The organism is Lentibacillus halophilus (assembly GCF_055395055.1).
Genome location: NZ_AP043750.1, coordinates 1,695,580 through 1,718,474, shown reverse-complemented (window position 1 = coordinate 1,718,474; position 22,895 = coordinate 1,695,580). Strand labels below are relative to the sequence as shown.

The window sequence follows — 22,895 nt, the reverse complement described above, 5'->3', positions numbered from 1 at the left end:
AGTGGACAGACTATTGCAGGATGGTTCTTTTTCAAAAACGATACCTATCATCGAACAACCAATACCGGAACGTGCGAATGATGAACGACGTAATGACTAACGCTTCCGAGAAACTCTTTAATACCTGTCAGTCCTCTGCTGCCAATCACAATTAAATCACACGCTTGATCATCGGCATGTTCTAAAATGGATTGAGATGCTTTCCCTTCCACGGCGTAAAAGTCCACGTAATTGGGAAGTGTCGCCATTTTTTCTTTTGCTTCAGAAAGAACCGCATTGCCATATTCATGCATCGACTGTTGCATATCCTCAAATACATCTTCTATCACGTAGGGTGTTTGCGGCAGTTCGATTGTATATAACACATCAACTTTAATCGATACATTTGTTTCAGCAATCGCCACTGTCTTTTCCAAAGCTCTTTTAGCTACATCGGAACCATCATAGGCGAGTACTATTCTTTCACAAAACATTCATCTTCACCTGCTTTTTTTAATTAATGATACGCCGTTTGAGCGTAAACGTCGGCGTGCTTCTTGTTTCGACTTTTCAATAAATAAACACCATAAACGATGATAAAAATTACCATGCAAATGGAAGACATTCGATACATCATCGCATAACTGGTTGCAGCAGCAATAGAACTTAGCACTAGCGATCCTAATGCCACTCCTAAATCCATAAAGGATAAAAAGGTACCGTTTGCGGCTCCTTTCCGGTCTGAGTTCGATCGATCAATAGCCCACGCCTGCAGTGATGGCTGAACCGCCCCAAAACTTAACCCGTAAAAAACAGACGTCAGAATCAGCATAGGCACGGTCGTTGTATATGATAAAAGCAGTAATCCTATAAGCATTAAAATGGCTCCTGGAAATACAACAATAGCAGGACCTCTGCTGTCAAATAACTTACCAATAAATGGTCGGGATATTAAAATCATTAAACAATGCCCGACGAAATAAATCCAACTATTTTCAATTCCTACTTCTTCACCGAAGATGGCAATAAAACTCATTAAACCACCGAACGGAATGGCTAACAGTAAACAAAGCAGTGATGGAAGCAGTGCTTGCTTTTCGAAAAGACTTTTCCAGAAGGATTCTTTTTGTTTGTTTGCCTGCTTGTCCAGCTTATCCAGTTTTGGAATCGAAATGCCTTGGGTGAACAAAAATCCGATGATCATAAATACCGTTGTTAAAATCAATATCATATTAAAATCATAATGATTCAACACCGCAATGCCAATAATCGGCGCAATGGATGTTGCAAGAATAACGGATAATGCATAATAGCCTGTCCCTTCTCCGCGCCGGGCATCCGGAACGTTATCCGACATAATCGTAGCGATTGATGTCGACGTCATTCCCCACCCTACGCCTTGGAATAAACGTAAAAGCGGAAGCATCGCTACAATGGAAAACGCAAAAAAGCTAACGTTAAATAAAATCAGTATGAAAAATCCGATCAATAAAAATGGCTTTCTGCCAATTGAGTCAGCACCTTTTCCGGTGATCGACCTAAAAACCAATGCCGATAAAGCAAATAGACTGACGACCAATCCGGCTTGCAGATCACTTCCGCCAAGATTTTTGATATAAACCGGCAATGTTGGGATCAACATTTGAAATCCCTGATAGACAAATAAATTAGCAACAACAATTAAGATAAAGTTTTTGGACCATAGCGTGTGTGTTTTCATCAAACGTTTCCCTCCCATTCGTTTGTTACCTTTCAATATTAACACCCACTAAGTTTAACAAGGTTCGTTTTATATATAAAATATATGTATTATGATAGTGGTATTATAAAAATGATATATGGATGTGAGACGTTATGGATTTAAAACAGCTCTCTTATTTTAAAACAATAGTAGATGCCGGAAGTATTTCAAAAGCAGCAAAAACCTTGTATATGGCCCAACCGCCTTTAAGTCAAAATTTAAAACGACTGGAAACGGAACTGGATGCCACTTTAATTCATCGAACCAATCAGCAATGGGAATTAACCGAAGCAGGCAGCACGTTATACAAGCATGCGGTAAACATGTTGCAAAAATCTAAAGATATCGTAACGGAAATTCAGGAATTCAGTCAGGGAACGCGTGGCACATTGACCTTAGGTGTATCGTCAACGTGTATTTCCTATCTGCCGGAGATGATTAAAACATTCAGAGCTGCACACCCGAACGTCTATTTAAAAATTTGGAGAGGTGATTCGTCTTATTTGGAAGAACTGCTTCAGGAAGGGGTTATTGAGATGGCGTTCATGCTGCTGCCGATGAAACTAGACGCGTACCATTTTATTAAGCTTCCTTCCGAGCCGTTTGTCATTGCAGCACCAAAACAATGGGAAAAGCAGCTCGTTACAGATGATGTTCAATTGAATCAAATTGTCAACTATCCATTTCTAATGCTAGCACCAATGGAGGGATACGCTGTTTATGAAAATATTATCCAACATTTTCATAAACATTATCTTTCTCCAAATGTAATTATGGAATGTAAGGATATTTCGACTTTATTGGCCCTTGTCGCCTCAGGTGTTGGGCTCTCCATACTGCCTAAATCAGCAATTCAAAAAGCGTTTTACCATGATATTGCAGCCATTGACATGAAAAATTTTGACTTTTTTATAGAGCCATCTGTTATTTGGCTTAAAAACCACCGTTTATCAAAAGCGGCTGAACGTTTTCTAGCATACCAATAACGATCAAAACAACCATAACTGCCAATTGTTTCTATCCAAATGCAAAAGAATCGAATGTAGTGAAATTTTGTAGTATCATGTAGGTTGATATAATGATTGTGACAATTAAGGATGTGTCCTTTGTAATAATGGAGGTAATGACATGGCAGTTGATCACGAAAAAATTGAACAAGCAGCGCGCATGATGTTAGAGGCCATTGGGGAAGATCCTGACCGGGAAGGTCTTATTGATACACCAAGTCGTATCGCCCGCATGTATGACGAAGTGTTTCAAGGTATGGATCAGGATCCAAAAGAATATTTCGCCACCGTCTTTGGTGAGGACCACGAGGAGCTTGTTTTAGTCAAAGATATTCCCTTTTATTCCATGTGTGAGCATCACCTTGTCCCGTTTCACGGTGTCGCTCACATTGGCTATATACCAAAGGGTGGCAGAGTCACCGGCTTGAGCAAGCTGGCACGTGCCGTTGAAGCGGTAACAAGCCGCCCACAACTGCAGGAGCGGGTGACCGCAACCGTTGCCGATTCTTTGAAAGAAACACTTGATCCACACGGCGTTATCGTTGTCGTTGAAGCAGAACATATGTGCATGACCATGCGCGGTATTAAAAAACCGGGGTCGAAAACCGTCACTTCAGCTGTCCGGGGTATTTTTCAAAATGACGCGGCATCCCGATCAGAAGTGTTCAGTTTAATCAGAGGCGGAAACAGTTGAACCATTAATCAAGTTGAATGTTGGATCAAGACGCTTTCATGCTTTAAATATTACAAAAGGGCACCCCGTGGTCAGTGCTCCATCAAACGGTGGGATGCCCTTAAAGTCGTTAATGAAAAAGTATAAATTCTTCTAAATCGGGGATGACGCGATATAGTCGATTACCACATATTAAGTTCATCCCCATCCTTCAAATAGTTGTGATAAATCACCAATCATCCCATTTTTTTGCCACGATCCCCATATTTTTAAAAAGATTCATAAGCAGCGAATCATCTTCACTCTTGAAAGCATTTTTCGTACACGTTCCATTCGCTTTATAATTCAGTTCGTTTGCTTCCCCCAACGTGGAATCCGCCAAATTGTTTGTTGGATTGGACTGCTTAAAACATGGTGGAGCAATATACGTTTTTTTCGTATGTTCAAGAATAATCCTCGTATCGGCAGATGGCGTTGTTTCTGCAGGAATAAAAAAACCAATCACAACGATCATGCCAACAATGGCTATGATTATTTCCCACATTCTTTTTTTCATAAAGGCCTCCATCTCTTGTTTTACCTTGCTACAAACATATTTGATTAACAACAACCAAAACGAGCCACTAACATCATTATGATAAAAATGATTGTTATTCAGCTCTAAGTCTCGTCCGAAAAATCGCCGAATGCAGCAACAGAAGAAACAATAAACTTATTCCGAAGAACAGAAACGTCGATGCGATTGGTATCTTAAAAAACAGAATCTGCTGGAGGATAGATACGACCATTATTACCAAAAGACTGACAGTCGTTTTAAGTTGTATCTGTTTTATATTTTTCGATCGTTTGTATAACCCTGTAATGGCATTTGCGATGAACCAATAAACGATAACGACACCGGTAAAAACAATCAAATGCTGGAATACTACATCTGTAATGAATAAACTTGTCATGTAACTGGCTATAAAGAACAGAACGATATAACTGATATTCAATACATACACCGGTATGACAGGTACTTTAATAGACATCTCATCCCCCTTTCTCCGTTCCGTACAAAAAGTAAGGTCCAAAATAAGTTTTAGCAACCAAGTAGGCACCTTGAAATACGGTCAATATAACAACAATCATATGAATGGATGACGCCCATTCAGCCAACACAGAAAGTTGAGTCATAAAGCCAGTGATTCCATTCGCAACAATCAATAGGAAAAAGGCAACGGCTGCCGGAACCAGGAAACGTTTCTTAATGGACATAAATAAAAGATATAATGCCCCAATAACGATTAATGTATTGCTTATACCATGGACACTATAAATAACTTGAGACAGTGATTCCGAATGAAGTAACGATTCATTTGTCATTATATCATTGATTATTTTACTGGCTCCACTGTGCTTTAGAAAAGCTCCCACTAAAACCTCTAAAAAGTAAATAACAAACACCCATAATGCAGGTTTAAAAAACGTTTGAAAGGATCTGTTTTTCTCTTTGCTTCTCGGTGAATTGACGTCAATCCGCTGCAGAGCCACAGCCAGAAAAACAGTGCTCGTCAATAAAAATAGACTGATTATCACATCTAGCGTTGTAAAACCGGGCGGTGTCCCAAGCACAACGTTCAATGCGCCTACCATGGACTGTGCAAGCAGTAGTATCAAGGTAAGCAACGCGAGTACTTTAATGGACGTCTCTCCTGTGTATTTTCTTTTCCATGCCAGCACTGCATTAATTAAAATAACAAATCCCAGCGAACCGGTGAATAACCGATGCGAGTATTCAATAATTTGTTTGTAATCCAGAAAATCTGGTAGAAAACTTCCGTTACATTTTGGCCAATCGGTTCCACACGCGTCCCCGGACCCGGTTGCCACAACCAAGTTGCCAATAATTAATGCTAAAACAGTCATGATGGCAGTAAAGACGGCGAAACGATAGCTTTGTTGACGCAATTTATTTACCTTCTCTCCAGTTAAATTTTAATCTCAAATAACTTAAAAATCCCACACAAGAATAAACATTTATATCATACACGTGTCATAAATTATCATATTTTATTTGAAATGCAACGGCTAACCGTGCTTTGTCAAAGTAAATTCACATAAGTTCATTTTATGGCTGGTATAAGACAATCCGCTTCTGCATGATAAAAACTTCTTTTATAAAACTAATATATAATAGTATTAAAAAGGATGTGGACAATGCTGTGCTTTATAAATCAAGAACAAAACCCAAGTCATTTTCGTGCGGTTGGGGTTCGCCAGTGGACGTATTATGAATAATTTATATAATTGTGTTTCCTGGGTCGCTCATTACAACGATGAGTGACTTTTTGTTCGGATTGCTGTCTTGTTCGGGCTTTCATAACGGCAATGATTAACTTTTGCGTCGGGAGATAGCTCGTTCGGGCGCTCATCCCAACATTGAACAACCTCCAAGAGAGTTTCTTCTTGCATTTCAAGTATAGGATTTATATAATAGTTAAAACATAGATATTCCCAGCAATGAAAAAGACACAGTACGATTACCCACTAACTATTCAGAGAGCTTGTGGCTGCTGAAAACAAGCATCACGGTGAATTGGAATTGGACTTTGGAGCTTTTGACAAAAAGGTGATCACACGTGTTTGCTGTGTGATAAACAGGGTGGCACCGCGGTTCATTCGTCCCTTTTCATGCGGGATTAATGGGCTTTTTTATTGTTCAGAAAAACGATAGGAGTGAATACGGCATGCAAACCATCTTTTCAGGCATTCAACCGAGCGGAACATTGACGATTGGAAATTTTTTAGGTGCTATTCAACATTTTGTAGGACTTCAAGAAGAAAATAATTGCTACTTCTGTATTGTGGACGAGCATGCAATCACAGTGCCACAGGATCGACTCGAGTTACGTCAAAACATTCGCTCCCTGGCAGCACTCTACCTTGCTTCCGGCATTGACCCGGAAAAGTCAACCTTGTTTATTCAATCGGAAGTCCCCGCACACGCGCAACTCAATTGGATGCTCCAATCCATTAGCTACATAGGTGAACTGGAGCGCATGACGCAATTCAAGGATAAATCGACTGGTGGAAAAGAAGGGGTATCCGCAGCATTATTAACCTATCCGCCATTAATGGCTGCAGATATTTTGTTATATCAAACCGATATCGTTCCAGTCGGAGAGGATCAGAAACAACACCTTGAATTAACACGACACATAGCGGAGCGGTTCAATAACCGGTTCAATGACATTTTCACCGCCCCGGAAATCAGTATTCCAAAGGTAGGAGCCCGCATTATGTCTCTTCAGGACCCGACCAAAAAGATGAGCAAATCGGATGAGAATGAAAAAGCATATATTTCCATGTTGGATGACCCGAAAAGAATCGAAAAGAAAATAAAAAGTGCTGTCACCGATTCGGAAGGTGTTGTTGCATTTGATCAAGAAAACAAACCGGCAATATCCAATCTGCTCACCATCTATGCAAGCTGTTCCGGGAAATCCATAGAAGCACTGGAAACTGAGTATATGGATAAAGGATATGGGACGTTCAAACAAGATTTGGCGCAAGCAGTCATTAATGTGCTGCAACCGATTCAAGACCGTTACCATGAGTTGATTAACTCTGATGCCCTGGACGATATCCTGGACACAGGTGCGGAAAAAGCATCCTATCAAGCCAATAAAATGCTCCGAAAAGCCAAAAAAGCAATGGGGCTCGGACGCGTGACCAACAAACGATAAAAATTGAATACGTGCACGAAAAAACGCTTGGATAATCATTCATTGGATTCCAAGCGTTTTTGAAAAATGGTCCTTGTCGATGAGTCACAGCATCCCTATCCACGAGAGGTCGAGCCATGCGGTATCTCAATTCAGGTTGGACGTATTCTGTTTCGTTTCCTGTTCCATTTCCCACATTTTTTCCAGAAACGGCTGCCCTTTGATCATTTTGGCACACAAATCTTCGTGCCAGTTGCTCCACCCGTGTTTTACACCTTCATATAGGGTTTCCCATACCCTATCTTCCTTCATATATCTGATGTATGGGTATTGTTTCGGATCCCACTCTGTCAGCCAGTAGCGAAGTTCTTCCAGATTGTTTGTCGTCCGTAACTGATCAAGCGCAATCATTAAAATTTGCTTCAGATTACGTTCCTTGCGTGTCAGACCATGAATAAGCCGTGGTTCCATGGACAGGATATGGTATTCTTTTTCAATGTCTCTCTCGTTAAAATTAAAGGATTCCGGCTGTGTCGTTTTGATCATATCGAATGCGAGTTGCTCCTGTCTTGGTATGAGTCTGCTTTTACGAACAGGGATCTGGTAACCAATGGTATCAAATGCAATAATATCATTTCCATCCGTGACAACGGCTGCATACTCAAGCGGTTTCCGTTCCTGGCCTTTACGTACATATGCACGCTCACATATTTGTTGCATCAAATCTTCAGGCAAGTCGTGCAGATCATTTTCAATGTAGTCAAAAAGCGCCTCTGATATGTATAAAAGCGGAACTTGGTCCAGCAGCTCAACCCCATCGTCTTTACGCCATTCGTGGAAATAACAAACGTTGTAGCCATTTTCTTCCCCTTCGAACCAGTTTATCCAAACGTCATGTAAATATAGCATAAAACAACCCTCGCTTATTGAATGAATCGTTTAGCATACATTATGACCATTATGAAAAAATTTATGCGATTCATTGGAAAAACGCGGGAAATACTTTCGACCAAGGCTGACTCAACAACAAACACAACCCGACAACCGGAACATTTCAGGAGCCGTTTGGATAGCGGAGAAGTGCGATGGCGATCAACAGCATACCCGCAGGAAGAAAATAAGATTCCGGCCGGTTCGCAATAAATATAAAATAATCAGGCCAGGAAATACCCACCGGAAGAAAATTCATATAAGCTATGGCAGTCACGCCACCAGTCACAGCCAGTCCAAATCCTGTCAAAAACAGAAACAAATATCCCAATCGGATCACCACCCATGCTTGTCCGTATCACCTATTTCATTGTATGCACTGAGTGGAAATTAATGACGCATGTCCATTCCTTCTATATAAGTCCATTGACTTCAGCGTTTTACAAAAAAACTGACCGCCGGAGCAGTCAGTGTGCTTATTGATACTTTTGGAATATGAGAGTGGCATTATGTCCGCCAAAGCCGAGTGAGTTACTCATCACAACGTTTACATCCTGATCTCTTGATTCATTCGGAACATAATCCAAATCGCAGTCAGGATCCGGTGTTTCATAATTCACTGTTGCAGGTATAATGCTGTCGTCAATTGTTTTGATAGCTATAACCGATTCCAGACCTCCAGCGGCCCCTAGCAGATGACCGGTCACGCCTTTTGTGGAGCTTACAGCAAGCTTGTCCGCATGGTCACCAAACACATCTTTAATAGCTTGGGTTTCATACTTATCATTCAACTCAGTGCTCGTACCATGCGCATTGATATAATCCACTGATTCCAGCGCAATGCCGGCATCAGCGACAGCTTGTTTCATAGCACGCGCCGCTCCTTCTCCATTTTCAGCAGGAGCAGTGATATGATAGGCATCACCGGTAGCCGCATAGCCGATGATTTCGCCATATATATAAGCGCCGCGGTCCAAGGCCGATTCTAGTGTTTCCAAGCACAAAATGCCTGCTCCTTCACCCATGACAAACCCATCACGATCCTTATCAAATGGTCGGCTTGCTTTATGCGGATCTTCATTTGTTGACAATGCTTTCATCGCAGAAAATCCAGCAAATGACATGTCCGTAATCGGCGCTTCTGTCCCACCTGCGACCATAATATCCGCATCGCCACGTTCAATGGCTTTATAAGCATCCCCGATGGAATTGGCACCGGAGGCACAGGCGGTCGTCGTACACGAGTTAATACCCTTGGCCCCAAGCTGAATAGATACTTGCCCAGCGGCCATATCCGGAATCATCATCGGCACAAAAAAAGGACTGACACGCCGCGCACCTTTATTCAAAAGTTTTCGATGCTGGTCTTCCAACGTTCCCATACCACCGATGCCGGAGCCAACCCAGACACCGACACGATCTGCATTAGAATCATCAATCGTCAGACCAGCGTCATTTATGGCCATGCGCGCCGCTGCCACTGCATACTGTGTAAACAAGTCCATTTTCCGGGCGTCTTTTTTTTCCATATAGTTCGTTGGATCAAAATTCTTTACTTCCGCAGCCGCTTGAGCTGACAGATCCCCGGTATCTATGCGACTAATATAATCAATCCCGGTATTTCCAGCAACAACGTTATCCCACATGACGTCCGTATCATTGCCATTGGGGGATACGGTGCCAAGACCAGTCACAACTACTCTTCTTTCCACCATTTCATACTCCTCCTATAAGCTGATAAAATAAAACGTCATTCACAGGGCGTTCCCTGACTCCCCGCTGAATGGTCGTTGAATGAATCAAGGACTCAGAGGCTGCATATACGTCACCATCCTGTTATGTGGTTGACCCATGTTGAGCGATGAGGATATGTCAGCCTTAATACGTGATAAAACCTTATCGTCCCCAACGCAATGCAATCGCACCCCAAGTCAGTCCTCCACCGAAACCGACAAGAACGAGTAAGTCATTATCATTTATTCTACCACCTTTTACACTTTCTGATAAAGCAATTGGTATGGACGCAGACGATGTGTTCCCATAAGACTTGACAGATATGTCCATTCTATCCTCATTAATTCCCAACCGTTCACGAGCAGCTTCCATAATTCGGATATTTGCCTGGTGTGGAATGAGATAATCGACATCTTCCTTGGCATATCCGGCTTCTGTAACGACTTTAACAGATGATTCCGGCATTTGACGTACGGCAAATTTGAAAACTTCCCGTCCATTCATGGATAAATAGTCTGTTTCCTGATCCTGGTACAAGTCCTTGCCGCCGGAGCCATCCGAACCAAGCTCAGAGGTCAGAATCCCTTTGCCTTCTGATACAGGTCCGATTACTGCTGCTCCAGCACCATCACCAAACAGAACACAGGTACTCCGGTCTTGCCAGTCAGTGATTTTGGATAATTTATCCGAACCGACAACAAGGATATGGCGATAAGCATTTGTTTCCAAAAACTGTTTGGCCGTGATCACGCCATACATAAAACCGGAACAAGCTGCACTGATATCCATGGCAGGTATCGTGCGCGCACCGAGTCGGTCCTGTAACATACATGAGACCGATGGAAAAGGTGTGTCAGGTGTGACGGTTGCCACCAGAATCATGTCAAGATCCTCTACCTGTACACCTGACTCGTCCAACGCGTTCTTGGCTGCGTAATACGCCATATCCGATGTATTAACGTCATCATTGGCAATCCGACGTTCTTCAATACCGGTTCTCGTCCGGATCCACTCATCATTTGTATCCACTATCTTTTCCAAGTCTTTATTTGTCACAACATGATCTGGCACATAATGACCGGTGCCCAACAAACCAGCGTTCATATGTTCATCCCCTTGCAAATTTATAGCTATTCTTATGACTTGGTACTAATTTTAATGTATTCGGAGACATGAATGCAAGTCTGAATTCCTCAGTCCATTCCCCGCCCATTCGGAAGCAAACTGGCATCGATATACGTGGTCTCTTTCTTTTTCATTTTTCTCCTGGAATTCTTGAGGTACATCCGGACTGAACGCTTCGAGAGAAATCTCCTCATCCTGAAATCATTGGCCCCCTAAATTAAATGAAACAACAGTTTATTTTAGTTGGTTGACTCGCTTCGTAAAATGACAATACGCTGAATCAATAGAATGCGTTGTATGTCTCATAATGATTCTTTATCGATTGCAATGCCTGTTTTACCGACCATCGTTGCCGAATATAAAGAATGGTACCATGCCTGTCATCTTGATCGGAATGGTCGTTTCTGGATTTGATAATTAATGAAGATGGCAGACAGGAGGCATGAATCCATTGCATAAGGCTTTCCAACAAATCCTCTATATGCACCGCCTGTGTGACAACTTCCTCCGCATCAAATGAGTAAAACGCATCCCCGTAATAAATGCCTTGCTGATTCATCGGCATCCATTTGCCGAATAAAAGCGGTAAATGGATGGTCACAGTCTTCTGCTTACATAGAATCAATGTATTACCCTTAACCGTTATGCTTACGTCATACTCGGTGTCATCATTATTTAACGGAACATGCCGGAACAGATCATTCCGTCCGACAAACATGGCCAGGTTTTCTTTTTTACCTGTGGTAAGATCATCAGCACCATCCACTCGGTATCCTTTTTCAAGCAGAGCATTAAGGATGTGGTAACCTATCCAATGAAAACAATTTTGGACCATGTAATTCAATTCATTTTTCTCCTTTCTGTAATAAGCCTTTTATTTTTATCATCGTTTTGATAAACTAATTAAGGAATGCTTTAAAAATTGAGGTGTATCAACATGCGATTCTTTTGGTCATTTTTCTGGGCATTTTTCATTAGCTGTGTCATTTCCTATGTATTGACAAGCATGGCCGGAAATCCATTCAACATCATAAGTACACTAGTGATTGCCATTATTATTACACTTGGCGTTTATATACTGGGTGACGGCATACTGAACGATGAAGCCGAACAGTAAAAACGGCACAACGTAGTGGCTTATGATAAACCCTTGCCTCACGATCGTGGTGGCAAGGGTTTTGTGTTTTGTTCCGAACACGACGCATCCATAACAAGAGGGAGGTATAAGACTCCATTAATACCAAGGCAGTACACTTAAAGCTGTCAACGCGGCTAATGGCAAAACGAGCCGCCTGAATCTTCTCGGTCGATAGTTGCCCCCGTAACCATATCCGGGGGAGCCGCCATAGCCGGGACCGGGATACCCATAGCCGGGATAACCTCCGTAACCATATCCGGAGTAGCCATAGCCAAACCCATCGAATTCATTCGGACGCCAATTGCTGTCATATGCCGGTTCCTGACCTATCGGTACCGCCATATAAACATAGTCGTTATCCAATCCGGTAATGATGCCATCTACTTGTGTTCCGTCATTCACTTCCACCAGCACATAGGCGTGCATATGGTTCTTACACATGTCATACGTATGTTGTTGATTGTAGTGCATATTCTCAGCCTCCTCACCAACCAGACTATGCATTTGCCCAGTGGTTGGTGACCGACTCTGTGCGACCAATACATTGATACAGGAGGAACGTTACATGGAAGCTATCAACGAATTTTGGCTATTAATAAAATACATTGTTCTTGGTTTGCTGCAAGGATTTACTGAACCAATCCCCATTTCATCAAGCGGCCATTTGGTCATTGTTAGGGAGCTCTTCAACATATCCATTGAAGGGCTGTCATTTGAGATCATGGTTAATTTCGGCTCCCTGATTGCGGTATTGATCATTTATCGCCAGGATATTTACCGGCTTATCGAAAACACCGTCCGCTACATAATGACTCGTGCGACGGATGCGAAAGATGATTGTCAGTTCGTTCTTTATCTCGTCATTGCAACCATTCCAACTGGGATTATCGGGCTTCTGTTTGAGGATTATATTGAGGACAAGCTCAGTTTCGTTTCGGTAGTCGGTGTGACGCTGTTGATAACGGGACTTGCCTTATGGGTTATCCGCAACTTGCGCGGTCGCAAAAATGACGGCGGCATCACTGTGCGCGATGCTATTATTGTTGGACTGGCCCAATCCGTTGCACTCGTTCCCGGTATTAGCCGTTCGGGAGCCACGATTGTCGCAGCCATGCTTGTCGGTATGAAAACTCAAACGGCTCTACGATTTTCTTTCCTGCTGTACATTCCGGTCAGCCTCGGCATTACCATGATGTCGGCCAGTGATTTGGTCAGTGGTCAAAGTGGGCTCAGCATTGTTGCTATCCCAGTGATCCTGGCATTTGCCGCTTCCATTATTGCAACCTATTATTCCCTTCGTTGGTTCATGAACATTATGGCCAAAGGCAATCTCAAATACTTTGCTTATTATTGTTTTGCGGTTGGGCTGCTTGTCATTCTGTTTTTATAAAGAATCCTGCATCACCATACTTCCATCAAAGGCTGATTTGAATGAAATCAATGAAACAAAACCTCTTTAACACACAAGCTATACTAGTCCAACTTAAAAAAGAGATACGTGATAACATATTCATTTATCGGCCTTTTAATAAAATAAACAAAGGGGTTACAATGAGTAAAGGATATGGACAAGAATAGCGGATCGTTAAGGAGGTCTCCATGCTTGGTATCGTTCTAATCATTTTAGCTTCCATTTAAATCATGAAAAAAGATGGATACGATATAATAGACCGCAAATCGTGGCAACTTGTTATAATGATGTGAATTGGACGTTTGAACGAAGGGAGCGAATGCATTGAATAACGATACGATCAAAAATTTGCTGCAACGATTTCCATTATTTAAAGATCTAACCGAGTATGAAATAGAACCCATCGTCGACATAGCTCAACATGATATGTACCGGCGTGGCACCTACATTTTTATGCAAGGCGACCTGTTAACCAACGTTTATTTTATTCATCAAGGCAAAGTGAAAATTTATAAAACCGACGTTCATGGAAACGAGCAAATTGTTAATGTGCTGCAGGCGGGGGATATGTTTCCACATCAGGGATTTTTCAGGCAGGACGACTGCCCTGCCCACGCTGAAGTGCTGGACGATGCCATTTTAATCCACATTCCTATTCCTTCCTTTGAAAACGCTTTGATCACACATCCGGAAATTTCCATTAAATTATTCCGCGTGCTCGGAGATATAATCGTTGACTTGCAAGGGCGTCTGGAGGAAAAAATTCTTCATAATACATATGAACAAATCATCATGCTGCTGCTGCGGCTTTCCAAAGGTTATGGTAAGGAAATAAATGAAGGGCAGATGAAGCTGACAACGCAATTTACCAATCGAGAACTCGCCAATATGATTGGCTCCAGCCGCGAAACTGTCAGCCGCACCATCACCCAGCTTAAAAAAAAGAACCTTCTCTCAACCGACAATAAAGGAGCTATTGTGCTTAATGTCGACACCCTTGAAGATGAGTTATTTTAAATTCCGGTACATTTCTAAAAAAAGCACTGCCTGGCTCATTCCAAGGCCAGGCAGAGTTCATTCACGCGTTGTTCATCCGCCGCTTACCGGTGGAATAAATGCCACAACATCGCCGCTGTTGACAACCGTATCCTCCTGTGAATACTCTTCATTGACCGCTATCATCGCCTGATCCAGTCGGCTCAATTCGTAAGCCGTTGACAGTTTGGATTTCAGTTCGCTTACTGATAACCCATCCTCATCCACCGTCACCTTTTCGTGCCCGGACGTCTCCTGCAACTCAGCAAAAAATAGAACATTAATCATCGCGCATCTCCTCCTTGGAAGGAATTTTTGCTTCATATGATATATTTTCTTTCTGATCGCCAAGCCATTTTTCCCCGTCTTCCCAATGTTCCTTTTTCCAAATCGGCACCATTTCTTTGATCCGTTCGATGGCATAGCGGCTGGCATCAAACGCATCAGCGCGATGTGGCGTGGATACCGCAATGGCCACCGCTATATCGGTGATTTCCAAGCGTCCGATCCGATGTACGATGGCAATTTCAGCATTGCCCCACTTTTCCTTTATTTCGTCACCGATCTGTTCCAGTTTTTTCTCCGCCATGGGTACATAAGCCTGATACTCAAGAAAAAGGGTTCGCTTTCCTTTGGTAAACTCACGGACTGTGCCCATGAACGTATTCACAGCTCCCGCTTCGTTCCGGACGACTTTGTCAATGCAATCACCTGGATTGATCGGCTCTTTGGTTATCCAATAGTTTTTATCCATCACATTTCCCTTCTTATTCTTTCAGCCAGTGCTGATATATGTTTCTCCAATTGATTCATGTCAAACACGGGCATATCAAGATCGTTCAACCAACGGCCATCCCCATCCCATGTTCCCACAGCTATTATAGCTGATAGTTCCTCTAAAAGCGATCGGTCCGCTTCATTCCTCAGCAAAACAATCTTTGGATAATCCGCTTGTTTATAACCTTCTACAAGCAATAAATCAAGCGGCCATTGCTGGTACAAATTAATCAGCCCATCCAAGCCCAATGGGATCGTTAACGATAGCTGTGTTACGGTTTCTCCCTGAACACCGCTAATGACGGATCCGGACTCAAGATGTGTCCCGCTGTCGGTTCCTTCCACCATATCCGGATCACCGCCATGACCGTGATGTTTGACGGAGCCGACCTGAAATCCTTTATCCGAAAAATAACGGATCAATGCACTCATGATCGTCGTCTTTCCGGAATGTTTGTACCCGGTAATCTGACAAATCTGCATACAGCAACCTCTGCTTTCCAATTGACCTTTTCATGCTTATAAAATCATTCACCATTCGATACAAAAAAAGGCCGATTCACTATCATATGAATCAACCTTTCCGAAGACCGGCCGGAATCAATCCGGAATGCCGAGAGCAATTTTGGCATAACGCGACATTTTGTCTTTATCCCAAGGCGGGTCCCAGACAATATTGACATCTATTTCTTCAACCTCAGGAATATCAGCAATAGCCCGGCGCACGTCCTGTTCAATATGAGCAGCAAGAGGGCAACCCATTGCCGTCAGTGTCATGGTAACAGTGCATAGACCATTGTCATCCAGATCAACATTATAAATCAGCCCGAGATTAACAATATCAATGCCTAATTCCGGGTCTATAACATTTTCCAAACCGCCAAGGATGTTTTCCTGCAAAGCCTCATCCATTAAAAACCCTCCTTCATGGTTCCTATGTTTATTTAAACATAAACAAGCGCATTTTTAAATGATTTCCCTCACACATCAGACGTTTCTGACCATTTTATCACGCATGAATGGATTCTTTATAACCTTAACTCTCCAGACAATCCCTCCATATATGATTGACGGATGGACAATCATGTCATAAATATTTCTCAAACCATTTTACCGTTTCCAGAATTGCATAGCGACTCACTTTATGCCCACGATTTGGCTCTTTCAACAATTGAATATGTTCGGTATTGGTATAATAGTATCGTGCGTGTTCATAAAATGTATGGGAATGATCAAACGGTATCACAGGATCACTGTCTCCGTGCCAGAATAAGACAGGGCGCTCGTTCAGTGCGCTGACTTGTTCAGACAGATCATAACTTTGAAGTTGCTCATAAAGTTGCGCAATTGACTCATCCGTAACCGACAGATCACCGTCCTTTTTTAATTGGTCCACCAATATCCTGGCATAATCAGTCATTTTCGGGGAACCCATCAGGATGGCAGCCGTTTGAATCCACGAATAGTGCCTCAATGCTGCTGTGGTTGTAATACCGCCCATGCTTGTACCAGCCACGCCAAACCGGCCATTCATTATCAATCCTTGATCAGCCAGTGCCTGTTTGATGGCTTTTAACTCGTGCACATTCTGCATAACAATATCCCAAAACGATAATTGTTTTTCCATTACAGACGCGTCTGTTTCCCGTTCGCCGTGATATAAACTGTCCGGAAGAACGACACGGTAACCTTTTTGCGCCAAATAATAAGCAAGCGGCAAATTATGTTCTTTTGCACTGGTGAAACCGTGAAAATATGTAAGCACCGGCAAGGCTTCCTGTTCGTATGCCTGATCAGCCACCATTAAGCTTGGAATCGATGCCAGCATTATGTTATCAATACCGATCATGACCGTCACCTTTCTTTCTGTGCTTAATATCATTATCATAGTACGACATTTTTGTAAATTGCAAACAAATCCTTTACATATCGCAACAAGCCCGATAAACTGATAAGAATACGAGGTGAAGCATAATGGAAACAAAACAGCACTTAATTGCCGTTGATTTGGATGGCACACTGCTGACCGATGATAAAACCATCAGCAAGCGTAATTTGGAGGCGCTTGAAAAGGCAGCAGATGCCGGCCATATTGTTGTTATTGCTACTGGACGACCGCACCGTTCCAGCATTGATCATTATCATACGCTCGGTCTGAATACACCAATGGTGAATTTTAACGGAGCCCTTATTCATCATCCAGCAAATAATCAATGGAATGTATTGCACAATCCGATGTCAATACGAACCGCTCTCCGGATTGTCGACGCCTGTTACGAAATCAGCACACACAATATTGTGGCAGAGGTTATGGACAATGTTTACCTTGACCGATATGACGAACAACTTATTGATATATTTCAAACATCACCGAATTCCCCGTTCACGATTGGCAGCCTGAAAAATAATTTAACACATGACCCAACATCGTTGCTTATTCACCCCAAGGAAGAAAATATCCAATCCATTCGTAAACATTTGGAGGACGATCATGCCGAACTGATTGAACACCGAAAATGGGGGGGGACCCTGGAATATTATTGAAATTGTCAAAAAAGGAATGAATAAAGCGATCGGTCTGGAAAAAATCGCTTTTTACTATCATATCCCAAATGAGCGGATTATTGCATTCGGGGATGAAGACAACGATCAGGAAATGCTTGAATTTGCTGGCATTGGTGTGGCCATGGGCAATGCGATTGATGACTTGAAAGCCATAGCTGATCATGTAACGGACACAAATGAGCACAACGGGATCAGTTCTTTTCTTGAAAATTATTTGCTTCATCCAAAAAAACTTATCTAATTTTTTCCTGACATACCCGGTGAAAATCCGGTCAAACTATAAATGAACGCGAAAGAAGCGTTCACTTAACGTTTGCTCTTCATTCCATCAACCGTCCTGCCACTAGGCTTACAAAACGCATAAGCTCTGGCAAGACATTCCACAGGGGGAATAACCGATGGGAAAACAAAGCAAATCAAAGCGTTTCAGCCAGCATAGTGAAGATGCTGTCCGAAAACATGCTGAACGATTCCCTTACAAAATGCGTTTTTCAGAAGCTGAACGCGAACAAGAGGAATCAGACAGGCATCCAATGGGAGGGTTTTAAATGCAGCAGCAAAACAATAACTTGATGCAACGTGCCCGTGAAGCTGTTAACACAATGACCAATGGAAAAGCCAATGCGAACCAGCAGGAAAAACAAGCGGCACAAAATGCCATTCAAGCTGCGAAAAGCCAAGCATCTTCTGAAGAACAGCAGCAACTTCAACAGCTTGAACAGCAATTGCAGCAAAAAAATCAATTGCAATAACCTCCATCACATTTTCTAAAAAAATGCATGGGTTTTTTACGAATTCTACGCACATCAAACAAGATGAGGCGGGAATGATAAAAGACTCACAGCATTCACCCTTATTCGTCTTATCGAATAAGGGTGTTTTTATTTTGTTTTTCAACATCTTTCTGCTACAATAAAAATCAAGTATGTATTATGATTGATGGAGGTAAAGAATATGGGAGTAAGACCAGAATCCACACCAAATCCAAATGCACTGAAATTCACCACAGACAGCCTTATTTTTCAAGGTGACAATAGCATTTCTGTTATGCCGGGAGATACAAGCGAACATGCCATTATGAATGATTTGATGGACGTAAATGGTGTTGATAACGTATTTGGGTATCAAAATTTCATTACCGTTAATAAAGCGTTTGATGTTGAATGGGACGAGCTTCAACCGCGTGTTATGGAAGTTTTTGAAAAACACGGATACTAAAGCCCTTATTTCTCAATTAATACGAACGTAAAAAAGACAGCATACAAGGCTGTCTTTTTTAATTCTTGTCTTCGTCGGCGTTCAAATCAATTGGAATGTGATTCTTGTTCACCTTTTTCCCGTTTTCATTTTTGGCATACAGAATGACAATGGGAACGTCATTGGCGTTTTTGATCGATTCAGTAAGCTCAAGTTCAATCGTGATCGAATTTATCCCTTGTTGTTTTTGAAGATCAATGTCACGTTGAGAGCGTAACATAGTTTGTGTAAACGGCTATGATGAAAGATGGTCATAGAAAAAGGAAGACCCTTTCCTGTAGAATAGAGTTAGTCACAACAAACCCACAGGAGGTCTTCCCTATGAGCCATCTTACTACAGATTTGCTTGAAGCACTAGCCCAAAAACAAGATATTGAAGAAGTTTTTCGCTGCCATTTGGAAACGGCGATCAATCAGCTTTTAAAACATGAACTAACGGCTTTTCTGGACTATGAACCTTATGAGCAGGCTGGCGTTAACTCTGGTAATTCCCGTAATGGATTTTACGGCCGGACGTTCAAAACGGAATACGGCAACCTTGAGCTGCATATTCCCAGAGACCGCAACGGTGCCTTTCAGCAACAAACTCTGACGCCCTATAAACGTTCCAACGACACACTGGAACAGTTTATCATCCATTTGTACGAAAAGGGCATCACGACGGATGAAATCGCCGATTTAATCGAAAAGATGTATGGCCAGCATTATTCTAAACAGACCGTATCCAACCTGACTCGTCTCGTGTCAGAAGATGTGCAGGCTTTTCATGAGCGAACGCTGGAACAGCGTTATGTCTGCATCTATCTGGATGCCACGCAAATTCCGATCCGGCGCCAAAGCGTTGAAAAAGAATCGGTCTATATTGCCATTGGCATCGCAGAAGATGGCGGCAAAGAAGTGCTGGACTTTACCATCGCCCCAACGGAATCTGCCGAGGTGTGGGAAGAGCTGGTCCAGCGTTTATCTGAACGCGGTGTCGAGCACGTTCTTCTTTTTATTTCAGACGGCTTGAACGGTATGACGGATGCGCTGCATCGCGTCTACCCAAAAGCTAAACATCAGGTGTGCTGTGTTCATGTTTCCCGCAATATCGCTAATAAAGTGCGTGTGAAAGATCGTGCCGCCATTCTGGATGACTTCAAGGCTGTTTACGAGGCTGAAAGCCGCCAGGAGGCTCTAAATGCCCTGGACCAATTTCAAGACAAATGGCATAAGACGTATCCACGTGCTGTCGATGCGGTGATGAAACAGGACCGCTTATTAACGTTCTATGATTTTCCGGCATCCATCCGACCCAGCATCTATACAACAAACCTCATCGAAGGTTTTAATAAAGAAATCAAACGTTACGTCAAACGCAAAGAACAATTTCCCAATGAAGATGCCCTGGAACGTTTCCTGGTGACCCAGTTTTTAGATTATAACCATAAGTTTGGCATGCGGTGCCACAGAGGCTTTGGAAAGGCAAAGCCTGAATTACTGCAAATGTTTGAATCGCTAGAGGAGAAAGTTTAAACGATAAAAACACTGGCTAACGAAATTCAAAAGGGATAGGGTCATTTACACAAACTTGTTGACGCCCCCGTCACGTTCGTCCACGAGCACGGTGTCACCTTGTTTAAACGTGTAATAAAGTCTATCGTTATTCGTCTTCGCTTTGGCGGTTAATTGCGCTGTTTGGTTTGTCGTTGTCACGTCCATATCCTGGAATGTAACGAGTGATTCCGTTGGCTGCTGATCATCTGTATTGCTGCATGCTGCTAATATGACGGCGACAACTAATAAGATGGCCCATTTTTGCATGAGTAATAACTCCTTTTATCGCGCACTGATTGATGGTTCACGTTATTATGTTTAATCCCGCCGGAAAAACCCGAAGATACCCGTTGTCTGCACAATATTGGTGAAAGCGTTGGGATCCACCTCCCCAATAATCCGTTCCAAGTCATACAGCTCGTACCGTGTGACAACGAGATACATCATGTTTTTATCATCCCGCGTATAAGCTCCTTTTGCAGGAAGGATCGTAATGCCGCGCACCATAGTATCATGGATCGCCTGCTGCAACTCTTCCGCCTTATGGGTAATAATCATGGCCGTTACTTTCTCATGACGTGTATGGATGGCATCAATAACACGAGTCGTGACATACAATGTCAGTAACGTATACAACGCGTTTTCCGGTTCATACAAAATACCAGCCAGTGCAATAATGACGGCATTCAAAATTAAAAAATACGTCCCGATAGGTTTATCCTTCATCCGGGACAAAACCATGGCTACAATATCCATTCCACCGGTTGACGCACCGTGCTTGAGCGTGATACCAACACCGGCTCCGCCCAACACACCGCCAAACACGGCATTTAAAATGATATCTTCTGAAAGTTGCACGACAGGAAGGACTTCCAAGAAGAATGTAGCCACGATAACAGATATCACACTATATATCGTGAACCCTTTTCCTACCTTCATCCAGCCGAGCACGACCACCGGAATGTTCAAAATAAATAATATAATACCAGTGGATAGCCCGATACTCAGAAAATCTTGAAAAATACTGGACAGGAGCTGTGCCGCACCTGTAAAACCACTCGCATAAACATTTGCTGAGATCAGGAAAAAATTCAAGGACAGCGCATTCAGAATGGCGCCGAATATAACAATTACAATCCGTTTGGCCTCAACCAGAAACATTGAATGCCTCCTCTCGCATGGTCACAGGGTGAGTCATCGGTTACTTTTCGTTGACTATTACAACCCGCCGCTTTAAACTGAAAACCAATATACCCATTTTAAAATGGGAATGGCAGGTGAAAATATGAATACGATGATACTTGCTGATTCCGCATGTGATTTAACGGAAGAACATTATAATGCCTACCACATTGACATGGTACCATTAACCGTTCAATTGGATGATCAAACGTTCAAAGACAGTCTGGAAATAAAACCAAAGTCCGTTTATGATGCCATGAGAGAAGGAAAGCATCCAAAAACGTCCCAAGTATCCCCACAAACATTCAAAACTATTTTTACATCATACGCTGAAAAAAAGCAACCATTAGTGTATTTGGCTTTTTCCTCGGAACTGTCAGGCACCTATCAAGCAGCGAAAATAGCAGAACAGGATGTGAAAGAATCATGGCCGGATGCCGAGCTCCGGGTGATCGATACAAAATGCGCCTCCATTGGATACGGACTTGTCATTTTACGTGCAGCCAAACTAGCGAAAGACGGTGCTGCTATTGGAGACATCATCGAAACGGCCCGGTACCACGCGAACCATATGGAACACATTTTCACTGTCGATGATCTTGACTATCTGTACCGTGGCGGACGTGTGAGCAAAACAGCTGCATCCATCGGGTCGTTTCTAAAGATCAAACCCATTCTTCACGTGGACGATGGCCGATTGGTCCCTTTGGAAAAAATACGCGGCTCCAAAAAAGTCTTAAACCGTATGCTGGATCTCTTGGAGGAGCGCGGTGCTGATATTTCACGTCAGACGGTTGGCATCAGTCACGGTGATGATGCAGAAACAGCTGAAATGATGCGATCCAGAATTCAGGAAAGATTCAACCCCGCCGACACCATCGTCGAAATGGTTGGATCGACTATTGGCGCACATTCCGGGCCGGGAACACTCGCCCTGTTCTTTTTGAATAGCTCATATAAATAGGAAAAAGCATGGAGCTGATCCGGACATCACCGATCAGCTCTTTCTTTTCTAAAATACGGTTATTTAAAAACCCAACATGATTCTATCGTCTTCAGCATATATTTCCGGTAAATCCATTTAACCGGAACGGAGGC

At 42.6% G+C, this 22,895-nt stretch carries 30 protein-coding genes, 1 pseudogene and 1 other annotated feature; of the genes and pseudogenes, 12 read left to right on the top strand and 19 right to left on the bottom strand.

Features of this window, described 5'->3' with window-relative positions; all coding sequences use genetic code 11:
- Nucleotides 1-47: 47 nt before the first annotated feature.
- Together ACZ5Q7_RS08455 and ACZ5Q7_RS08450 are read right to left on the bottom strand one after the other, a co-directional pair.
- Nucleotides 48-473 (bottom strand): universal stress protein, encoded by a 426-nt coding sequence (locus ACZ5Q7_RS08455; RefSeq protein ID WP_343751218.1) that lies wholly within the window; start codon nucleotides 471-473, stop codon nucleotides 48-50.
- Between the two features lie 23 nt (nucleotides 474-496).
- Complete coding sequence (locus ACZ5Q7_RS08450; protein ID WP_343751254.1) at nucleotides 497-1,699, bottom strand: MFS transporter; 1,203 nt, start codon at nucleotides 1,697-1,699, stop codon at nucleotides 497-499.
- 134 nt (nucleotides 1,700-1,833) lie between these two features.
- On the opposite strand from ACZ5Q7_RS08450, the gene ACZ5Q7_RS08445 reads away from it, so the two are divergent.
- Both ACZ5Q7_RS08445 and folE read left to right on the top strand, forming a co-directional pair.
- Nucleotides 1,834-2,706: a LysR family transcriptional regulator gene (locus ACZ5Q7_RS08445; protein WP_343751219.1), complete on the top strand. Its 873-nt coding sequence runs from the start codon at nucleotides 1,834-1,836 to the stop codon at nucleotides 2,704-2,706.
- A 142-nt stretch (nucleotides 2,707-2,848) separates the two neighbouring features.
- Nucleotides 2,849-3,421 (top strand): GTP cyclohydrolase I FolE, encoded by a 573-nt coding sequence (folE, locus tag ACZ5Q7_RS08440; protein WP_343751220.1) that lies wholly within the window; start codon nucleotides 2,849-2,851, stop codon nucleotides 3,419-3,421.
- Between the two features lie 208 nt (nucleotides 3,422-3,629).
- Here folE and ACZ5Q7_RS08435 read toward each other — a convergent pair whose 3' ends face one another.
- The 3 genes from ACZ5Q7_RS08435 to ACZ5Q7_RS08425 all read right to left on the bottom strand — a co-directional run bounded on the left by ACZ5Q7_RS08435 (nucleotide 3,630) and on the right by ACZ5Q7_RS08425 (nucleotide 5,350).
- Nucleotides 3,630-3,956, bottom strand: coding sequence for a hypothetical protein (locus ACZ5Q7_RS08435; RefSeq protein ID WP_343751221.1), 327 nt, complete (start codon nucleotides 3,954-3,956; stop codon nucleotides 3,630-3,632).
- 94 nt (nucleotides 3,957-4,050) lie between these two features.
- Nucleotides 4,051-4,431, bottom strand: coding sequence for a hypothetical protein (locus ACZ5Q7_RS08430; RefSeq protein ID WP_343751222.1), 381 nt, complete (start codon nucleotides 4,429-4,431; stop codon nucleotides 4,051-4,053).
- Nucleotide 4,432: 1 nt separating this feature from the next.
- Nucleotides 4,433-5,350 carry a COX15/CtaA family protein gene (locus tag ACZ5Q7_RS08425; RefSeq protein WP_343751223.1) on the bottom strand — a complete coding sequence of 306 codons (918 nt, stop codon included), beginning with the start codon at nucleotides 5,348-5,350 and terminating at the stop codon, nucleotides 4,433-4,435.
- 543 nt (nucleotides 5,351-5,893) lie between these two features.
- Nucleotides 5,894-6,072, top strand: a binding site (T-box leader).
- Between the two features lie 57 nt (nucleotides 6,073-6,129).
- Between ACZ5Q7_RS08425 and trpS the strand changes: the two genes are divergently transcribed.
- Nucleotides 6,130-7,128, top strand: a complete 999-nt coding sequence (gene trpS / locus ACZ5Q7_RS08420) for a tryptophan--tRNA ligase (RefSeq protein WP_343751225.1) — start codon at nucleotides 6,130-6,132, stop codon at nucleotides 7,126-7,128.
- 126 nt (nucleotides 7,129-7,254) lie between these two features.
- Here the strand turns inward: trpS and ACZ5Q7_RS08415 are convergent, their stop codons facing one another.
- From ACZ5Q7_RS08415 to ACZ5Q7_RS08395, 5 genes are all read right to left on the bottom strand, one after another.
- Entirely contained in the window at nucleotides 7,255-8,016 is a 762-nt protein-coding gene (locus tag ACZ5Q7_RS08415) for a YjbA family protein (protein WP_343751226.1), read from the bottom strand.
- Nucleotides 8,017-8,161: 145 nt separating this feature from the next.
- The gene (locus ACZ5Q7_RS08410; RefSeq protein ID WP_343751227.1) at nucleotides 8,162-8,368 is read right to left on the bottom strand and encodes a hypothetical protein; all 207 of its coding nucleotides are present in this window, start codon (nucleotides 8,366-8,368) and stop codon (nucleotides 8,162-8,164) included.
- Nucleotides 8,369-8,513: 145 nt separating this feature from the next.
- Nucleotides 8,514-9,752, bottom strand: coding sequence for a beta-ketoacyl-ACP synthase II (gene fabF, locus ACZ5Q7_RS08405; RefSeq protein ID WP_343751228.1), 1,239 nt, complete (start codon nucleotides 9,750-9,752; stop codon nucleotides 8,514-8,516).
- A gap of 181 nt (nucleotides 9,753-9,933) precedes the next feature.
- The gene (locus tag ACZ5Q7_RS08400; RefSeq protein WP_343751230.1) at nucleotides 9,934-10,875 is read right to left on the bottom strand and encodes a beta-ketoacyl-ACP synthase III; all 942 of its coding nucleotides are present in this window, start codon (nucleotides 10,873-10,875) and stop codon (nucleotides 9,934-9,936) included.
- A gap of 301 nt (nucleotides 10,876-11,176) precedes the next feature.
- A complete protein-coding gene (locus ACZ5Q7_RS08395) occupies nucleotides 11,177-11,740 on the bottom strand; it encodes a hypothetical protein (protein ID WP_343751231.1) in 564 nt (187 codons plus the stop codon).
- A gap of 93 nt (nucleotides 11,741-11,833) precedes the next feature.
- Between ACZ5Q7_RS08395 and ACZ5Q7_RS08390 the strand changes: the two genes are divergently transcribed.
- Nucleotides 11,834-12,013 (top strand): DUF2929 family protein, encoded by a 180-nt coding sequence (locus ACZ5Q7_RS08390; protein WP_343751232.1) that lies wholly within the window; start codon nucleotides 11,834-11,836, stop codon nucleotides 12,011-12,013.
- A 117-nt stretch (nucleotides 12,014-12,130) separates the two neighbouring features.
- On the opposite strand, the gene ACZ5Q7_RS08385 is transcribed toward ACZ5Q7_RS08390, so the two are convergent.
- On the bottom strand, nucleotides 12,131-12,505 hold the full coding sequence (locus ACZ5Q7_RS08385; RefSeq protein ID WP_343751233.1) for a hypothetical protein: 375 nt from the start codon (nucleotides 12,503-12,505) through the stop codon (nucleotides 12,131-12,133).
- Nucleotides 12,506-12,608: 103 nt separating this feature from the next.
- On the opposite strand from ACZ5Q7_RS08385, the gene ACZ5Q7_RS08380 reads away from it, so the two are divergent.
- Nucleotides 12,609-13,424, top strand: coding sequence for an undecaprenyl-diphosphate phosphatase (locus ACZ5Q7_RS08380; RefSeq protein WP_343751256.1), 816 nt, complete (start codon nucleotides 12,609-12,611; stop codon nucleotides 13,422-13,424).
- A 345-nt stretch (nucleotides 13,425-13,769) separates the two neighbouring features.
- Complete coding sequence (locus ACZ5Q7_RS08375) at nucleotides 13,770-14,462, top strand: Crp/Fnr family transcriptional regulator (protein WP_343751235.1); 693 nt, start codon at nucleotides 13,770-13,772, stop codon at nucleotides 14,460-14,462.
- Nucleotides 14,463-14,534: 72 nt separating this feature from the next.
- Here ACZ5Q7_RS08375 and moaD read toward each other — a convergent pair whose 3' ends face one another.
- The 5 genes from moaD to ACZ5Q7_RS08350 all read right to left on the bottom strand — a co-directional run bounded on the left by moaD (nucleotide 14,535) and on the right by ACZ5Q7_RS08350 (nucleotide 17,106).
- Nucleotides 14,535-14,768, bottom strand: a complete 234-nt coding sequence (gene moaD, locus ACZ5Q7_RS08370; RefSeq protein ID WP_343751236.1) for a molybdopterin converting factor subunit 1 — start codon at nucleotides 14,766-14,768, stop codon at nucleotides 14,535-14,537.
- Nucleotides 14,761-15,234: a molybdenum cofactor biosynthesis protein MoaE gene (locus tag ACZ5Q7_RS08365; protein ID WP_343751237.1), complete on the bottom strand. Its 474-nt coding sequence runs from the start codon at nucleotides 15,232-15,234 to the stop codon at nucleotides 14,761-14,763. The genes moaD and ACZ5Q7_RS08365 overlap by 8 nt, the downstream gene beginning before the upstream one ends.
- The gene (gene mobB, locus ACZ5Q7_RS08360) at nucleotides 15,234-15,740 is read right to left on the bottom strand and encodes a molybdopterin-guanine dinucleotide biosynthesis protein B (protein WP_343751238.1); all 507 of its coding nucleotides are present in this window, start codon (nucleotides 15,738-15,740) and stop codon (nucleotides 15,234-15,236) included. Before mobB ends, ACZ5Q7_RS08365 begins: the two co-directional genes overlap by 1 nt.
- Nucleotides 15,741-15,857: 117 nt before the next feature.
- Complete coding sequence (locus tag ACZ5Q7_RS08355) at nucleotides 15,858-16,169, bottom strand: metal-sulfur cluster assembly factor (RefSeq protein WP_343751240.1); 312 nt, start codon at nucleotides 16,167-16,169, stop codon at nucleotides 15,858-15,860.
- A gap of 175 nt (nucleotides 16,170-16,344) precedes the next feature.
- A complete protein-coding gene (locus ACZ5Q7_RS08350; RefSeq protein ID WP_343751241.1) occupies nucleotides 16,345-17,106 on the bottom strand; it encodes a prolyl oligopeptidase family serine peptidase in 762 nt (253 codons plus the stop codon).
- A 125-nt stretch (nucleotides 17,107-17,231) separates the two neighbouring features.
- On the opposite strand from ACZ5Q7_RS08350, the pseudogene ACZ5Q7_RS08345 reads away from it, so the two are divergent.
- The 4 genes and pseudogenes from ACZ5Q7_RS08345 to ACZ5Q7_RS08330 all read left to right on the top strand — a co-directional run bounded on the left by ACZ5Q7_RS08345 (nucleotide 17,232) and on the right by ACZ5Q7_RS08330 (nucleotide 19,040).
- A pseudogene (locus tag ACZ5Q7_RS08345) lies at nucleotides 17,232-18,063 on the top strand (Cof-type HAD-IIB family hydrolase).
- 157 nt (nucleotides 18,064-18,220) lie between these two features.
- Complete coding sequence (locus tag ACZ5Q7_RS08340; RefSeq protein ID WP_343751242.1) at nucleotides 18,221-18,370, top strand: hypothetical protein; 150 nt, start codon at nucleotides 18,221-18,223, stop codon at nucleotides 18,368-18,370.
- Entirely contained in the window at nucleotides 18,371-18,574 is a 204-nt protein-coding gene (locus ACZ5Q7_RS08335) for a DUF3813 family protein (RefSeq protein WP_343751243.1), read from the top strand.
- A 202-nt stretch (nucleotides 18,575-18,776) separates the two neighbouring features.
- On the top strand, nucleotides 18,777-19,040 hold the full coding sequence (locus ACZ5Q7_RS08330) for a NifU N-terminal domain-containing protein (RefSeq protein ID WP_343751244.1): 264 nt from the start codon (nucleotides 18,777-18,779) through the stop codon (nucleotides 19,038-19,040).
- A 58-nt stretch (nucleotides 19,041-19,098) separates the two neighbouring features.
- Here the strand turns inward: ACZ5Q7_RS08330 and ACZ5Q7_RS08325 are convergent, their stop codons facing one another.
- Nucleotides 19,099-19,299 carry a hypothetical protein gene (locus tag ACZ5Q7_RS08325; RefSeq protein ID WP_343751245.1) on the bottom strand — a complete coding sequence of 67 codons (201 nt, stop codon included), beginning with the start codon at nucleotides 19,297-19,299 and terminating at the stop codon, nucleotides 19,099-19,101.
- A 101-nt stretch (nucleotides 19,300-19,400) separates the two neighbouring features.
- Between ACZ5Q7_RS08325 and ACZ5Q7_RS08320 the strand changes: the two genes are divergently transcribed.
- On the top strand, nucleotides 19,401-20,594 hold the full coding sequence (locus ACZ5Q7_RS08320) for an IS256 family transposase (protein ID WP_464432734.1): 1,194 nt from the start codon (nucleotides 19,401-19,403) through the stop codon (nucleotides 20,592-20,594).
- A 45-nt stretch (nucleotides 20,595-20,639) separates the two neighbouring features.
- On the opposite strand, the gene ACZ5Q7_RS08315 is transcribed toward ACZ5Q7_RS08320, so the two are convergent.
- Together ACZ5Q7_RS08315 and ACZ5Q7_RS08310 are read right to left on the bottom strand one after the other, a co-directional pair.
- Complete coding sequence (locus ACZ5Q7_RS08315) at nucleotides 20,640-20,882, bottom strand: hypothetical protein (protein WP_343752002.1); 243 nt, start codon at nucleotides 20,880-20,882, stop codon at nucleotides 20,640-20,642.
- Nucleotides 20,883-20,933: 51 nt separating this feature from the next.
- Complete coding sequence (locus ACZ5Q7_RS08310) at nucleotides 20,934-21,776, bottom strand: YitT family protein (RefSeq protein WP_343752004.1); 843 nt, start codon at nucleotides 21,774-21,776, stop codon at nucleotides 20,934-20,936.
- A 124-nt stretch (nucleotides 21,777-21,900) separates the two neighbouring features.
- On the opposite strand from ACZ5Q7_RS08310, the gene ACZ5Q7_RS08305 reads away from it, so the two are divergent.
- Nucleotides 21,901-22,761, top strand: coding sequence for a DegV family protein (locus ACZ5Q7_RS08305; RefSeq protein WP_343752005.1), 861 nt, complete (start codon nucleotides 21,901-21,903; stop codon nucleotides 22,759-22,761).
- Nucleotides 22,762-22,895: the final 134 nt, after the last annotated feature.